At 68.6% G+C, this 15,935-nt stretch carries 10 protein-coding genes; 8 read left to right on the top strand and 2 right to left on the bottom strand.

The features are described from left to right. Window positions 1-142 precede the first annotated feature (142 nt). Both AC0OO9_RS20530 and AC0OO9_RS20535 read right to left on the bottom strand, forming a co-directional pair. Complete coding sequence (locus tag AC0OO9_RS20530) at window positions 143-3,301, bottom strand: AAA domain-containing protein (protein ID WP_484511655.1); 3,159 nt, start codon at window positions 3,299-3,301, stop codon at window positions 143-145. 239 nt (window positions 3,302-3,540) lie between these two features. Continuing rightward, a complete protein-coding gene (locus tag AC0OO9_RS20535) occupies window positions 3,541-5,151 on the bottom strand; it encodes a DEAD/DEAH box helicase (protein ID WP_484511657.1) in 1,611 nt (536 codons plus the stop codon). Window positions 5,152-5,388: 237 nt separating this feature from the next. On the opposite strand from AC0OO9_RS20535, the gene AC0OO9_RS20540 reads away from it, so the two are divergent. The 8 genes from AC0OO9_RS20540 (at window position 5,389) to AC0OO9_RS20575 (ending at window position 15,910) form a co-directional block, all read left to right on the top strand. Further along, window positions 5,389-5,667: a hypothetical protein gene (locus AC0OO9_RS20540; protein ID WP_484511659.1), complete on the top strand. Its 279-nt coding sequence runs from the start codon at window positions 5,389-5,391 to the stop codon at window positions 5,665-5,667. A gap of 371 nt (window positions 5,668-6,038) precedes the next feature. Continuing rightward, window positions 6,039-6,665: a DUF6244 family protein gene (locus AC0OO9_RS20545; protein ID WP_484511660.1), complete on the top strand. Its 627-nt coding sequence runs from the start codon at window positions 6,039-6,041 to the stop codon at window positions 6,663-6,665. Further along, window positions 6,563-7,045, top strand: a complete 483-nt coding sequence (locus AC0OO9_RS20550; RefSeq protein WP_484511661.1) for a DddA-like double-stranded DNA deaminase toxin — start codon at window positions 6,563-6,565, stop codon at window positions 7,043-7,045. Before AC0OO9_RS20545 ends, AC0OO9_RS20550 begins: the two co-directional genes overlap by 103 nt. After that, on the top strand, window positions 7,042-7,461 hold the full coding sequence (locus AC0OO9_RS20555; RefSeq protein ID WP_484511662.1) for an Imm1 family immunity protein: 420 nt from the start codon (window positions 7,042-7,044) through the stop codon (window positions 7,459-7,461). The genes AC0OO9_RS20550 and AC0OO9_RS20555 overlap by 4 nt, the downstream gene beginning before the upstream one ends. 241 nt (window positions 7,462-7,702) lie before the next feature. Then, complete coding sequence (locus tag AC0OO9_RS20560) at window positions 7,703-9,259, top strand: DUF2397 domain-containing protein (RefSeq protein WP_484511663.1); 1,557 nt, start codon at window positions 7,703-7,705, stop codon at window positions 9,257-9,259. After that, window positions 9,256-10,446 (top strand): TIGR02678 family protein, encoded by a 1,191-nt coding sequence (locus AC0OO9_RS20565; protein ID WP_484511664.1) that lies wholly within the window; start codon window positions 9,256-9,258, stop codon window positions 10,444-10,446. Before AC0OO9_RS20560 ends, AC0OO9_RS20565 begins: the two co-directional genes overlap by 4 nt. After that, window positions 10,446-14,765: a TIGR02680 family protein gene (locus AC0OO9_RS20570; RefSeq protein ID WP_484511665.1), complete on the top strand. Its 4,320-nt coding sequence runs from the start codon at window positions 10,446-10,448 to the stop codon at window positions 14,763-14,765. Before AC0OO9_RS20565 ends, AC0OO9_RS20570 begins: the two co-directional genes overlap by 1 nt. Continuing rightward, window positions 14,762-15,910 (top strand): TIGR02679 domain-containing protein, encoded by a 1,149-nt coding sequence (locus AC0OO9_RS20575; protein ID WP_484511666.1) that lies wholly within the window; start codon window positions 14,762-14,764, stop codon window positions 15,908-15,910. The genes AC0OO9_RS20570 and AC0OO9_RS20575 overlap by 4 nt, the downstream gene beginning before the upstream one ends. Window positions 15,911-15,935 lie beyond the last annotated feature (25 nt).

Below are 15,935 nucleotides of genomic sequence, written 5' to 3' on the forward strand. Positions count from 1 at the left end.
GTAGGCGATCTCTGCCTACCAACCTGTGCCCCTCATCAGGCCTACGTACCAGGCTCTGCCCAACCCGGCCACTCCTCGCGCGGGAGATGCTACGCAAGATCGTATTGCAGCCCCTGCGGCGGTGTGCCCCCAATGAGTGGGCTCATTGGTTCCTGGCGTCGGTGATTGGCCCTTCCGGCTCGACGGTCCAGCCGCAGGTGGATGACCGTGTATTGCTGGGAGTGAGGCTGCGGGCATAGCAGCGCCATCGCCAGCCTTTGGCGGTACGGTGCAACGCGATCGTTGTGCTGCCACACGCCTCACACGTCGGTGGTGCCTGCCTGAACTGTGCCGCATTTTCGTGCTCAAGTATTTTGCGGGCGAAGTGGGCGCCTTCCATCACAAGCATGACTTCACGGCTTTCGCGTTGAGAGAGGACGTTGAGGCTTCCGAGAAGCACGAGCCGCTCGTCGATGACGACGATCTTCTGATGCATCTTGTACATTTCAACGATGGTGGGACCCGCCGCTCGCAGCGTCTTCAGGTTTTGCTGCGAATTGTCGGTGCCCTGCAGGTGGTCTCTGGCGTCGCGGACGAAGACGACGACTTTGACGCCTCGTCCAACGGCTGCACCAAGCGCCGGCGCCACCGAACTCGTTCGGTTTGCCGTCCAGGTGGCCCACATCCAGATAGAGTGGCGCGCAGACTCGAGGTGCTCGGCGAAGGTTCGATAGAACGTTTTCTCGTCTTGAATTTCGGCGACGCGGACATGTTGGGCCAGGATGTCGGCCAGGTCGCTGCTGAATTCTCCCAGTAGCGGCCGGTCGGGCTCAGGCACGGATGGTGCGGTGATCAGCTGCTCGGCGCGCACGGTGCGGATCGTTTTGCCGAGTAGCGGCGCGATACAGGCCAGCACGGTGTCCGGCGGTGCTTGTTCGATGCGCTGGCGGCTGCCAATGAGGTAGAGACGGTCCTTGGTACGGGTGACGGCGACGTTGAACAGCCTGAGACCCTCACGGGCGAAGCCGCCACGAGAAGAGCTTGCCTGGGCGATCCATCGGGACTTGGCGTTGTCCTCGACGAGGTCGAGAATCACCACGTCGAACTCCCGGCCCTGGAAACGATGGGCGGTGCCGACCTCCGTGGGATGGGCCCCGGTCTCCTCCCAATCCCGCAACGCCTCGAGGGTGGCATCGGCTTGCGGGTTGTACGGGGTGATGACGCCGATCGTCTCTCCGCGCGAGCGGTGGTACTGGGCCAGGGCTCGACTGATGAGCGCACCGGCCGGCCACCAGCCTTTGGCAGGGCCGGTTGCTCGCACGGTGCCGAGGTCACCGAGTCTGTCGGTGTCGATGAGGACGATCTCCGGGTCGTCGGCGTCGCGGACGCGGGTGTTGGGCGCATCGCGTAGCAGGCCGTCATAGGCGACAGCGTTGGCCACGTGCATGATGTCGTGTCCGAAGCGGTGCTGCTCGTCAAGTACGGTGCAGCCGGGGTGGGCGGTCGCGTCAGCGGCGACGGTAATGCCGCAGAGGCCGAAGATGTCGTCGCACAGCCAGCGCTGCACGTCGGGGCGTTTGCTCTTGGTGATGGGCGTCGGTAGGACGGGTCCGAGTTGCATGAAGTCCCCGAGGAGCACAGCGGTGGTGGTGGCGCGCGACACGGCCAGCAGTGTTTCGGGGATGGTGGCGGCGCCGACTTCGTCGACGAGCACGACGTCGTAAGGGCCGTCGAGGAGGACCTTGGCGGTACGCAGCCGCGCGAGGGTGGTGGCGATGACGCGGGCTTGGCGGATGAGGGTGCTTTCCGCGTCGCGGCGTAAACGGTCGTAGGCGTCGTGGGCTTTGGCGTGCTCTTTCTCCAGGCGAGATCGGGTGGGAGCCTCAGCAGCAGCGCGACGGCGCAATGACTGCATACGCTCGTACTGGGCCGGCAGTTGGTGACGATCAGCCCGCTCGACCAGGCTTTGCTGCTCTGGCGTGGCGCGCGGCGCCGCCTCGGCTGCCAGCAGTCGCTGCTGGGCCGCGTCGTGCTCGTTGACTGCTGCGGACAATTCAGCGGCCGCCGCGTGGTGGATGCGCTGTGCCTCGGTCAAAACGCTGCCGCGGGCTGCGATCTGTTCCCGGCTGAAACGTACCTTGGCTGTCAGTGCCGCTACCCGAGGCTCGGCGGAGCGATGGAACCGTGCGAGAAGGGCCCGGTCATGTTGCACCTGCGCGCCGAGCGTCTCCACTGTTTCGCGCTGCTCCTGCAGGAGACCGCGGAGGCGATGCAGCTGCCGCCAGTTGCGGGCCCGAGCCCATGGTCCGCCGTCCTGGGCGGAGGCAAGGTCCGACTCCGTCCGGTCGCATTCGGCTCGCGCGGCGAGCAGCCGCACGGCAACTCGGTCAGCCTCCTGCTGGGCCAACGTGGCCTCGCGCCTGATGTCGTCAAGGGCGTCCAGCGCGTTTCGCGAGTCCGAGGTTTCCGCTACCGCGGCACGCGCCTCCTGCACTGCGGCATCGGCCTGCGCCAGGGCACGACGGCGAGCGGTCACTTGATCGCCGGCATTCGCCTGCTGTTGTGCGAGCCGGGGTATGTCCCGGCCCCGGTTAACCGCGGCACGTGCCCGATCGTGCTCACCGGGGTTGAAGTCGGCGACCAGCTTCTCGATGGTGTGAAGATCGTTCACTGTCTGCTTGAGCGCCAGGAGGCGGCTCTGCAGGACCAATCGGCGCTGCTCGGCCTCAACCAGCGACGCCTTGACGAGGTGGGTGAGCGACACGTCGGGGTCGGCGGCTATCTCCCGTAGATGGGCTGGTCCGACGCGGATCAGGTCCCCCGGGCGGTGCCGACGGTGTCTCATCACGCCAGCGAGGGCGTTGTCGACCGCGATGTTGGTGGCCGACACCAGCAGGACCCGCTTACCGTCGGCTATCAGGGAGCTGATCGCTTCGCTGAGCACCCACGTTTTCCCGGTGCCCGGCGGTCCCCAGACCAATCGCACCCCGGGACGTAGGCAGGACGTGTACGCCTCACACTGCGCCGGCGTAAATCCCGCGACACGGTCCAACAATTGGGGTGCGGGGGCGAGGCGGCCGGCGGCGAGGTCTGTGGCCAGGCCCACTGGCTCTATGGTGGCGAGGACCTCGCGGAGCCGGTCCAACAGGTAGGCCGGTGGCTGACGCTGCTGCCACAAGTAGGCATCGGCGAGGTCCACGAACTCGGCGACCCGAACCCGCAGCTGCTGCCCCTCCTGCATCACCTCAAGCGGCCGGTATCCACCCTCGGCGCCCCTCGTTGGGGCCGTACCGGCCACGCGCAGCGTGTCGAGCTGGTCCACGTCGGCACGCGATCCGCGCAGATCAACGCTGAACCAGCCAGCCTCTGCCATGGGATGCGCCCGTCCCACCCGCCCCCATGTCGCCGTGCTTGTGCCGCCTACGGTCGACCGCCACACGTCAACGACGGAACAGACTTCCTCGCGCCACCCCGACACCAATCACCTCGGATCGCTCGCTGGCCCGGTTGCGGTGTGTACACCGTTAGTCCCGAGCAATGTGCTCCGGCACCGGCGCGCCGTCAGGAAACCCGTCGCTTGTCGAGACCAAGCCGTTGACGCTCGACCATGATGATCCGCCGATCAAGCGGGATCGCCTCATCGGTGAGGAGGTCGTGGTCGACGTAGGTGCCGTCAGTTGCCAACGGGTCAGCGCTCTTCGCGACGCTGTCGTGGGCGTATGCGCGGATCAGGGCGCTCTTGCGTTCGAGCATTTCCAACAACCGCTGATCCACGGTGTTTCTGGCAAGTAGGCGGTGAACCCGTACACCCCGGGTCTGACCCATCCGGTAGCACCGCCGGATGGCCTGCTCCTCGTGTGCCGGGGTGAGCTGCGGCTCGGTGAGCACGACGATCGACGCCGCCGGAAGATTCAAGCCCACCCCGCCAACGCCGATCTGGCTGACCAAGACGGCGTGGCCGTCCGTGCCGCTGAAGTCGTCCACAACCTGTTGCCGAGCAGCGACAGGGACCGCCCCAGAGAGCAGGAACACCGGTGTGCCTTCCTGGAGGCTCACGCGTACGCGTTCCAGGACCTCCAGGAAGAAGGAGAAGACCACGACCTTCCATCCGTTGTCCGCAGCCTCTTGGATGATCTCGCGCAGTCGCTCCACCTTCGCCGGCATCACTGACCCGTCGACGACAACGGCGGCTCGACGCATGTGGGCGAACTGCCGGGCCTCGACCGCCCGCCGGTAGGCGCGCGTCTCCGTCTGGCCCATCTCGACCCAATCCGCGACCTCGATCAGGTCCGGAAGTTCGGCCAGGACGTCTTTCTGGTTGCGGCGGAGGTACACGTTGGCGACCTTGCGGCGGAAGCTGGCGGCGCCGGCCAAACCGTCGGTGACGCTGATCGTGGCCGCCACCGCAGGGTTCAGGTAGCGGATCAAGTTTCGAAACTCGTCGACCCGGTTCAGCATTGGCGTACCGGTCAGGAAAAGGGCCCGGGGTGCCTGGGCGAGATGGGCGGCGACGGCCTGGGACCGTTGAGCTGCCGGGTTTTTGATCAGTTGTGCCTCATCCACGATGACGACTCCGGGGCGGAGATCCTGAGGTAAGGACAGCCGGCTCAGCGTTTCGAACGTTGTGACGGCCACGCCTCCGTCAGCGTGCCAATGTCGGATCGCTTCGTCGCGCTGCGGCCCGTGTAGGCGGTGGGCGGGCAGCGTGCTGTGGGATGCAACCTCATTGAGCCAGTTCACGATGACGCTGGCCGGGCAGACGACGAGGAAGTGACGCCCTCCGGCGGCAGCGAGGTGGGCGCAGACCGCGATGGCCTCGATCGTCTTGCCCAACCCCATCTCGTCACCGAGGATGCAACGGCGTTGCAGGAGTGCGTACCGGACTCCGAAAGCCTGATAGCCGCGCAGAGTGACGCGTAACCTTCCCAGGTCCAGCCCGATCTGCCCGGCCTGGTTCTGGAGAGCCTGCGGCAAGTGCCCATGCGCCGCCGCGCCGTCTGACGTGCTACCGCTGACTCGCTCCAGCAGCGTGTTGTAGACCGCGGCGTGGCGTGCGAAGTCGGCCCACAACGCGTCCCGGCCGTCAGTTAGTGCCTGGCTGCTTGATTGGTCCCACTGCCCAAGAATCGTTGCCGCTGCGTCTGCTTGGCGACTGCTCAACAGTCGCTCCACCTCCGCTACCGCTGACCTCGCAGCCGCCTTGGTGGCTGCCCGAGCGATGAGCAGCCCTCCTCGGCGTGTAGCGCGCTTCGCCCTACGCAGAGCGTCTGCCAAGTCGTCGGCAAGAGGGCCCAGGCGGGCGATACCGTCGGCGTGCAGCTGCGTGACAATGCGAAGTACCCGCAGGGCCCGCAGCAGCGGTTCCAGGGCCGGGTCTTTGCGATCGGCATCTAAGCGCACTGAGGCGCCGTGCTCGACAACACGTTGAAGCGCTTGCGCCGCATCGGCTATGGCCGCTGCGCTGCGGCTTCCTACTCCTGGAAGTCGTACAAGGTCCCCGTGCGATGCGCCCAGCACATCCAAAACTGTGCGGTAACCCTGTCGCTCAAGGCTCGGCGCGATTCGCAGGCCCGGCCGTACCGCTCGGAGTTCCTGGACGGGCGTCTCCCGCAACCCCTCGACCATGGCAGCATGGTGTGCTTGGCGATAGAGCTCTGCCGCTTCGAGCTCTGCGGTTGTTCGAGCTGATCGGAATGCGGTGAGCTGCTCCAGCAGTAGGTGCCCACGCCACCACACGTCCCGCGCAGCTAGTCGATTGAAGGATGCCTCTGTCGCGCCCCGGGGCTCTGGTGGCGCCGCCCCCCGTTGGCTCAAGCCTCTACTCCTTCCGGCAACCGCAGCATCCACCCTCGGTTAGGCCAGCAGGTAAAGGCAACGATGGAGCGCTGTCAGATCGCTGATAGACAAGGAACGCCTCAACTTGTTGATCTCCCCACCGGCGTCAAGCACTGCTGGCCCGTCCGTGCGCGAACGAACGCCACTGGCGAGCCGTCGAAACTCATCTTTAGGCTGTCACCGTTTAGGGGAGTACCGAAATCGTCAGGATGAGGTAGGAACCGGTGTCGCTGACCGACAGCATCAATGACGACCTGTGCGCGATGACCGCAGGTGTCGGCGCGGCGCAGAGGCAGGCTGCTGCGGCCGAGCATGTCATCGCGCAGATCGCCGCCCGGGCCGTCGCGGCTGGCTTCGTGGGTATCGCGGCGGGGCTGGCGCAGGTAGGCGAGGTGGTCGGGCGTGCCCGCGCCCGGCTGACAGCGATCGACGCAATCCTGGGGGAGACAACGCGCTCGGTCGCCAGCGCTGCGCAACAACCGTCACCTCAGGAGACCATCAGCGTCCTCACGCCGCTGCTGACCGTCCTCTCCCGGGTCGATGCCGAAGTCGCGGCGGCGGCAGGCGGGATCGAGGAAGCTCGGCGGCTCGTCACAGTGGCGCTGCGGGGAGGCCAACCCGGCCCGACACTGGCCCGCCTGCAGCAGCTCAGCCAAGGGCTCTCGGCCGTCGAAGCCCGAGGAAACCAGGCGCGGCTCCATGTCGAAGCGGCACTTGCGCAGGCCCGGCAAGTCGGTGACGTGGGAAAATGGCTGCGGGCGGCGGCTCAAGCCGGCCGCCCGCTACCCGCGACGGCACCGCGAACCCCACGCGCGCATCGAACCCGCCGGAGTGGCTCCCTGGCTGGCTGACAGAGGCCGCCCGCGATCTGCCTCGACGACAGGCGAAGGACCCCACATCCGGTGTGGCGCTGATCAACGGTGAGCGGATACCGATGAGATCTGGCCGGGATCCCGCCGCCGCTGCCGATCTCAAGCCGGCCTACAAACTTATCGCCACCACGACCGACCACCTGGAGGCCAAACTCGCCGCCCGGATGCGCCGCGACCAGGTCATGCATGCGGAGGTGTTGACGAACAACCCGCCGTGCGACTACGAGCCCTACGGATGCGAGAAGATCCTCTCCCGGCTCCTGCCCGCCGGCGCACAGCTGAGCGTGTACGTACGCGACGATGACGATCAGGTACGTCTCTGGCGTACCTACACAGGCAACGGAAAGGCGATCGCATGAAGGCCACGTGGGCCTACGACCGAGGCGACCACCGCGACAACCACGAGACCGACGTGACCGACCCCGCTGTCCTGGAGGCTCTTCTCCACGAGATCCATCAGGCCGGTGAGCCCGTCGCGGTCACCATCTTCAGCGACACCACCGATGATCCTGATGAACTGCCACCCGGCCTGCAGATCGGGCTCGGCCACCCCACCCACGCCTTCGCGGTACACATCGCCGATGACGGCGACTACCTCACCGACCCAACAGTCCAGACACCCGACGGGGACATCAGCTTCGACCTTGGCGGGGTACCCACCGAATACGGCGCCGAGAACCTACGGCTCCGGCCCGCAACGGCCATACAGATAGCAGCCACCTTCCTCAAGACTGGCGGCAAGCAGCCTCACTTCCCCGCCCCCGAAACCACCTGACCGCTGGCCATGTCGACCATGAGGAGTTGACTGGCCAGCTCGCTCGCGGAGATGCCCTGGCACCGGGAGTTGTTTCGCGATGCCAACTTGTGGGTTGGTGACGACCCAGTTACTCGGAGGGATGCCGCCTGGTCAAGGTGTCGGACGGTTCGCATATGCTGCGGGCCCCGGCCGGGACGGCGCTTTCGTGTGAAGCGCTCGGGCAGATGGGGAATGGTCCGGCGCTGAGAGGAGTTCGCGGGTGCGGCGAACGGGTCCGGAGGAGGACGTCGCTGGCGCGGATGCGTGGCAGCTGGGCGGGATGCCGGGCGGCCTGCTGCAGGCCAGCTACCTGACGCCGGGCAGGTACGCCGCCCAGTACCGGGCGATTGTCGACGTGTTGCTCGCGCAGCAGCAGCACACCCTGACCGGTGTCGCCGCCACGGATCTTCCCGACCTCATCCGGGCGCATTTGGCCGCCTCGGGTGCGGATCCCGCCCTGGTCGACGAGGCCGGGTTCGACCTGCCAGCGCGGATGACAAGCCTGGAGCGGTGGAGTGTCGTCGACCGGTTCCAGGACCGGGCGCTGCGGGACGCGGACTTCATCCGAAACTTGGACCGGTTCCAGCTGACCGAGATCGCCGCGCAGCTGCATCAGGCGGTCACGGGTCTCGGGCAGGATGCCGCGGCGGCGGCCGCAGCCACGCTGGCACCTGGCGTGTTGACCGCGAATCTGACGCAGCTGCGTGATCTCGCCGAGCCGGATCCGGGCGAGGCGGCGACTGTCTGGTCGATCATCTTGAATACCCACCAATCGATGGCGCGGGCCGCGGCCGGGTGGCAGGCGCGGCTGGCGTCCGCACTGGCCGGCACCCCGACCGTCGACAAAATCACGGTGGTGCAGGAGACCCTGCGCCGGTACGTCGACATGTGGGGTGCCGGCGTCGACGTGCATTCGGAGACGATCACCCGCCGGGTGAACGAACTGGGTGCTGTCTCGGACGGGGTGTGGCGGGCGGTCGCGGCCCGCATGCTCGGGCCGAACGCCGACGACCCGTCGATCGTGGACCTGGTTGGGACGTACCGGCAGACTTTGGAGACGCTGCGTTCCTGGTTCGATGGCCCGGACTGTCAGGCCCGGCGGCTGCGGCGGCAGATGCGCGACACGATCGGTCCGCTGCTGCGTGGGCAGCGGACCCTGGCTGCGGTCGGTGGGCACATGTCTCGGCGTGCCGAGCTGCTCGCCTTGGCGGCCCGGGTCGAGGCCGCTAGCGATGACGAGGCGGGCTGGCAGGTGTGGTGCAACGCGACCGGCCTGTATGCGGCCCGGCACCTGCCGGGGGTGGTGCCGGCGCCGGCCGGTAATCCGTCCGCGTCGTCGTGGTGGGAATCCGACACGGTACCGGTCGAAGCCCGGCTGCGTAAGCAGGGCCCGCGCGGCACGACCGGGGCGCCGGCGCGGCTGGCAGACAACACCGGCAACCGGAAAATTGCGCGGGCAAACGCGGTGGCGCAACAGTCCATGGCGGCGCAGACCGAGGCGTCGGTCGTAGCCCGCTCGGGGATGCGGTTGTCGGACTGGCCGCCGATCTCGGAAGCGGAGACCACGCTGCTGCTGCAGTTCCTGACCGCGATGCTGCGGGGCAGATCCGCGGCGTCCGGAACGCGGACCGCGACGACCGGGGACGGCCGCTGGTCGTTGCGCACCGAACCGGTTCCCGGGGGCGTGGACGCCGTGATCCACACACCGTCAGGCCGGCTCGTGCACCCGGATCTGATCCTGCACATCTCCGCCACCACGACCGGGAGCATCGGATGAGCGCCAGAACGTCGGAGCAGCGGGTCGCTGCGCAGCACGCGTTCGTCGGCCTGCTCGCCCAGCCGATGATCACCCCGGCCACGAACCGGGAGTTGTTCCGGCTGGTGATTCGCCATCAGCAGCCGCTGTCGGAGGGGGCGCGCCGGCTCGGGTACCGGATCCAGCGGGTCGGTCAGGCGGCCCGACTGATCCGGGTACCGGTCGGCGGAAAGGCGACCCTTCCGCCGCGGCCTTCGGACGCCCCGTCTCGGCGGCTGCTGGCGCTGATGTGCCTGATCGCAGCGTGCTGCGAGGAGGTTTCCGGGACGGTCACCCTGCAGCGGTTGTCCGACATGGTCCGTGACGTGTGCGCCGCCCCCGGCGTGCAGGTGTCGCCATACGACCCGGACATCAAGTCCGAGCGCCGGCAATTGCGGGACGCGGCGGCGCTGCTGGCCCGCTGGGGCGTGCTAAACCGGCGCACTAGCGACGAGAAGATGTTGGAGGAATGGACTGAGGACGGGTCCGGTCCCGGCGCCGGCTACGAAGTAGACCGGGACGCGCTCCTGCTGATGACCAGCCCAGACGTGCTCGCCGCCGCGTTGCAGCCGGAACCAGCGGATGGGGACGCGACCCGTACGGTTCGGCTGCTGCGGGCCCTGGTCGAAACCCCGGCAGTGCTCTACGCCGACCTCGACCCGACCGACGCGGACACGCTGCGCCGGCACCGGTCCCGATACGCCGGCTATCTGGCGCAAATGACCGGTGGTGCGATCGAGGCCCGGCAGGAAGGGATCCTGTTGGTCCTTTCTGACGGCGACGGCCGTCCGCCGACGGTCGCCGATTGGCCGCGGGCGAAAGCCGCAGACTGGGTCGCGCTGCTTGCCGCAGACCAGGCCGGCCGCGACGGTGTCCGCCACGACGACGGCACGGTCCACCTGACCCGGGTCCTGGTCGACGAGCTGATCGACGACCTAATCCGGTCACGAGGTGCGTACATGAACGACCGGCAGAGAACCGACCCGCAGGTCGTCCTCGACGACGTGAAGCGGGTCCTGACCGAACTCGGCCTGCTGCGGGGCACCGGCGACGGCGGCTGGGTGCTGCTGCCGCCCGCCGCCCGCTACCGCGACCCGGACGTGCTATATCCCGAGGCCAAAAGCCGCACCTCGTCCGCCGCTGACCCGACCGTCGTGGAGATTGTCTGATGACCGCCCTCGCCGGCCCGAACGTACCGTCACCGGGCCCGCACCTGTCCGACGCCCAGCTCGCCGGATGGCGCGACGCCGTCGCGCACGGCCGGCTGCCGGAGCCGGTCCGCGGCCGGTGGCAGATCCTGCGGGCCGGGGTCATCGGTTTGTGGGAGTTCGACGTCGCCGAGTACGTGTTTGCTGACGGCCGCGCCCAGTTTGTCGGCGCGAACCAGTCCGGCAAGTCGACGCTGATGACGTTGACGACGCTGATCATGCTCGTCGGCAACCTCGAACGGCAGAACATCGATACCTTCGGTGACTCCGGCAAAGACTTCCGGTACTACGTCGAGCCCTCAGGCAACGACCAGGACCGCCGTGACGACTCCTTGACCGCGCATCGCGGATGGGCGTGGGTCGAGTACGGCCGGATCCGTGACGACGGCATCCCCGAGTTCTTCACCACGCTGCTGTACGCGCAGGCCAAACGGGGCGTGTCGCAGCTGACCCGCACCTGGATGATCTGCCACGGCACTGCCCGGGTCCGCGCCGGCCTCGACCTGTTGAGCGGGCAGGCGGTCACCGAACCGAAACACCTCGACAGCATCGACGGAGTCCAGGTCTTTCCCACCGGCACGCACTACAGGCGCAAGCTGACCACCGCACTGTTCGGGTTCACCGATGACGACCGGTACGCGACCGTGCTCGAGCTGCTTAAGACGCTGCGCACCCCACACCTAGGGCAGAAACTGAATCCAGACTGGTTCACCAACCAGATCCGCTCGGCATTGCCACCCCTGGCCCGCGACGAGATCGAAGGGCTCGCCGCTGGCTGGCAGCAGGTCGAGCAGGTCGGCGCCGACCGTACCGACGCCGAGGAGGCCCGGTCCGCAATCGTGGACTACGTCGCCAAGGCGTGGCGGCCGTGGGCGGACGCCGTGCTGCGCCAGCACGCCGACGCCCTCTCCGAAGCCGACGCCTCGCTCAGCGCGGCGTCGGCGGCCGTGGAAGCCGCCGCCGTGACGCTGGATCAGGCCCGGCAGGCTCTCAACGCCGAATCGACCAAGACCCAGCAGCTCACTAACGCCGCCGAGCGTAATCGTGGAGCGCATCAGCAACTGCTGGAGTCCGCGGCATACCAGAGCGCGACCGGCCGGGCCGAAGCCGCGACGTTCGCCCGCCGCGCCGCCAACCAAGCCGCCACCCGCGCCAATGACGCCAAGGCGGCGCTGGCCACGCTACGCCGCCTGCACGAGCAGGCGTTGGCCAAGCAGACCGAGGCGCAAACGGACCTGGCGACCGCCCACACCGGCTACCAGGGGGCGGTGACCGCCGCCGTCACCGCCGCCACCACGGCGATGCTCGGAGACCTGGCAGCCCAGTGGGCAACCGACGCGGATACTGCCCGGCTGGACGCGGCCGTCGCCGCTCGCAGGACCGCGGTCGCCACCCTGCGGAACCTGCTGCGGGAGACGACCAAGCTGGCTGCGAAGTACCGCACAGCCGACGAGCTGGCGAGCGCCGCAGAAACGGACCTCAACACCCGTAACGCCGATGCGCAGTCCGCCGCCGGCAGGCTCAGCGACGCGGTACAGCAGCTGTCCGACGACGTCGAACGGTGGGCCGCCGCCCTGACCGGACCCGCACCGGAGCCGGCTGTTCGGCAGCGGTGGCTCGAGCAGGTCACGACGGAGTCGATCGGCGCCAGCCCGCGTCAGGTACTGCAGCAGCTGCTCATGCGGGACTGGCTCACCCCAGCCGTCGACCCGCGGACCACCCGAGTCGCGCAGCTGCGTACCGAAGCCGAACAGCAGCAGTCCGCAGCGACGGCCGCTGACCGGGAAGCCGACGCGCTGGCGATGCACGGTGACCCGGTCCCGCCGGCTCCGGCCGGCTGGACCCGCCGCCCGCGGCCACCGATCCCGTCCGCGGACGGGGCGCCACTGTGGCGGCTGGTCGACCCAGCCGACGGGATCGAGCGGGACGTGCTGGACCAGGTTGAGGCCGCCTTGACCGCCGCAGGCCTGCTCGACGCATGGGTCACCGTCGACGGGGTGTACACCCCCGGCCGCGACGGCACGGACGTGGTCGCCACGAGCCTGCCCCCGGCGACTGGTCCGGCACTCTCGACGGTGCTCGTCCCAGCCGGTGACAGCGGCCCGCTGACCGCGACGATCACGGCGATCCTCGACGGGATCGGCTTCACGCCGGCCAGGCAGCCCCACGCCAGCGCCGTCGCCGTCGCCGCCGACGGCCGCTGGCAGACCCCGACCGCCTCTGGGCAAGCGGGCCCGGCTGAACACGGCGCCGAGCTGATCGGCGCCGCCGCCCGCGCGGCCGCCCGGCAACGCCGAATCACCGAGTTGCACGAGCTGGCCGAGCAGCACCGCACCCGAGCTGATGACGCGAACCATGCCGCGGACACCCTGGCCGATGAAATCACCGCGCTGCGGACCGCGGCGGAGCAGGCACCCTCTGACGGCGACGTGGTAGCCGCCGCTCTGGCGATGGCGGCCGCCAACCGCGAACGTGACACCGCCCAGCGCAAGCACGTGGTTCTGGCCGGCAAGGCCGACGCCGCCCGCCAGGTGTGGGAGACCGCAACCGCAGACGCAACCGCTCACGCGCTCGACCACCGGCTGCCGAACTCCGACGATCACCTCGACGCCGTCACCGAAGCGCTCGACGCGGCCGCAGGCGCGACCGGCCGGCTCCGGCTCGCTGACCAGGCCCGCGACATCGCCGAGCAGGCCAGCGCCGCAGCGGTCACCAAGACCACAGAGTCCGAAGCCCAACTCGACGCCGGCGTCCAGGCGGAGCAGACCGCAGCAGCCGAGGCGGCGTTGCTCGACGAGCGAGCCACCGAGGCGGAGAAGGCAGTCGGGCGCGGCGACCAGGAGCTGTTCGACCGGGCCGCCGAACTCGATCGTGAGGCCGACGTGCTCAAATCGGCGATCGCCGCCTCCCACCGCGACGGTCTCGTCCTGGCAGGGGCCGACGCGACCGCGCAGAGTGACTGGGAACAACGCTGCCGAGAGCAAGCTACCGCCGAACAGGATCGCGCCGCCGCCGTCGTCAGCTGGTGGATTCCGGTCGACGCAGGGCTCGCCGCGGCCCGCAACCTGCCCGATCCGTGCGGGCGCACCGTCGACGACGCGCTGCAGCAGGCCCGCAGCGCAATCGCCGACCTACGTCCAGCGAGCTGGCCGGCGACGCGCACCGGACGCGAGGACCGGGTCCGCCAGGTGACCGCCCGGCTGTTCGCAAGCACCTACACCGAGCTGCAGACCAGCCTCGAAGCCAAAGGCGGCCGCGCCGTACACGCCGCCGAAGCCGACGACGCCCGGCCGCTGCCGGAGATCACCATGGTGGTGGAAGCCTCCGGCAAGCAACTCACTCCAGCCGCGGCGATCGCACACCTCGACGATCAGATCGCGAAGCTGTCCGCGACGCACGACGAGAAGCTGCACCAGATGTACGCGCAGATTCTGTCGTCGACGTTCATCAACCACCTGCGTGACCGTCTCAAGCGTGTCCTGAGCTTGCTGAGCACTGTCAACGACGTCCTTGAACGGCACCCGACCGGAGCGAACCGAACCACGCTGCGGCTGCGCCGGAATCCCCGCAACGAACAGCAGGCCGGCTACAAAATCTTGCGCGCTCTGGAGTCCGGCAGCTTCGAATCTGACGCCGCGCAGGAGCAGTTGCAGGCTTTCCTCATCGAACGGCTCCAGCAGGTTCAGGAGGCAGGCCTGCCAGGCGTCGACGACTGGGCCGACCGGCTCGCCACCCTGCTCGACTACCGTGACTGGTTCGACGTTGTGTGCGAGTTTCGGGTCGGGACCGCTCCCGACCCGAAATGGAAGCCGCTGACGAAACAGGTCCACGCGGTCGACTCCGGCGGCGGCAAGGTCGTCACGCTGATGCAGCCGTTGCTGGCCACCCTCGTCGCGCTGTACTCCGACAACCCTGCCGGGCCCCGCCCGCTGTGGCTCGACGAAGCATTCGAAGGTGTTGACCCCAACAACCGGGCGATCATGCTGCGGATGCTGTGCGACTTCGACCTCGACTTCCTGCTCGCCGGCCCTGGCGCCCTCGTCGCCGCAGCCCAGGTCCCCGCCGCCGCGATCTGGACCATCACCCGGGCGCCGGCGCCACTGCCCGGCGTCGACCTGTCCCTGATGCTGTGGGCCGGGAACACGCTGCAGATTGTTCCGGTCGCCGACACCGCCGCGCCGCTGCTGGCCACCCCGCGACCAGCCGAACAGGACGGACCGGACCTACTGTCCACGCTCATTGCCGATGTTGAGGCCACCGGCAGCGAGGAGATGCGGTGAGCGCGGCCGCGGACCGATGGGCTGCCCTGCTCGGCCCGACGAAGGTCCTCGCCGCCGCCAGGGAACTGCTGGAGAACGGCAAGACCGGCCCCGGCGTCACCGTTCGAATCACCCTCGACGCGGTTGAACGCGACCAGGTCGGACGGATCCTCGGGATGTCCTGGGAAGCTTCCACTGCTCCGGTCACCCTCGGCCGGCTACGCAAAGCCCTGCATGGCCTGGACGACACCCTGGAAGACCTCCTTGTCCGGCTCGGCGGCCCGCTCGACGACCGGGTCGCCAAACGCGAACTGGATCGGCAAGCCGCTCAGGACCATCTCGACAACGCCTACGCCGTCCTAGCCAGTGCGGGAATCCCGGAGCATGCGGTCGCACTTGCGCGCACCCGGCGCTGGCTAGAGCACGCCAACCCCGATCTGGCCGACAGCCGCGCCCAGGCTCTAGCCTTGCTGTGGCAGCACCTGCCCGCCGTCGGCCGTCCGCTGCCGGAGCTCGCGAACTCGCTGTTCGGCAATCCGCACCATCTCGACCGTGACGCCGACCTCGGCCGGCTGGCCGCCCGCCTGCTCGCCGCCGCATACACCACGGACCCCGGCGCCGCCGCAGCTGCGGCCGGCACCGCGTTGAGCGCCGACGCGTGGCGGCAGGTGTGGGCGAGCGTCGGCGTCAGCTGCGACGAAGTCTCGGCGACCGTCCTCGTCCTCAACCTGCCCTTGGCCGGCTCCGGTGCCGCAGCGGCAATCGCCGCCGCAGCCGCCGAGACCGGTGAGCCAGTCTGGCTGACCGCCCGGTCGCTGCGCCGCGCGTGGAAACCCGGATCCGGCCTTCACACCGTCCGGGTGTGCGAGAACCCGGTCGTGGTCGAAACCGCGGCGGCACGGCTAGGCCCCCATGCTCTGCCACTGATCTGCGTGTACGGGCGCCCGTCGATCGCGGCATGGCTGCTACTGGAGGGTTTGGCCGCCGCCGGGGTCCGTCTGCTCATGACCTGTGACCGCGACACCGCCGGGCAGCAGTTCCTCACGGAACTCCTGCGCCTGCCCGGCGCGGTCGAATGGCTGGCTGCCGCTGACGGCATCTACGAAGAATCGAGACTACCGGACCTGCTGGCCGACCTCACCCCTGCACAGCTGACAGGTACTTGATCCGATATCCAGTCCAGGGTAAGGG

Source organism: Micromonospora sp. USAFONa4, assembly GCF_057197825.1.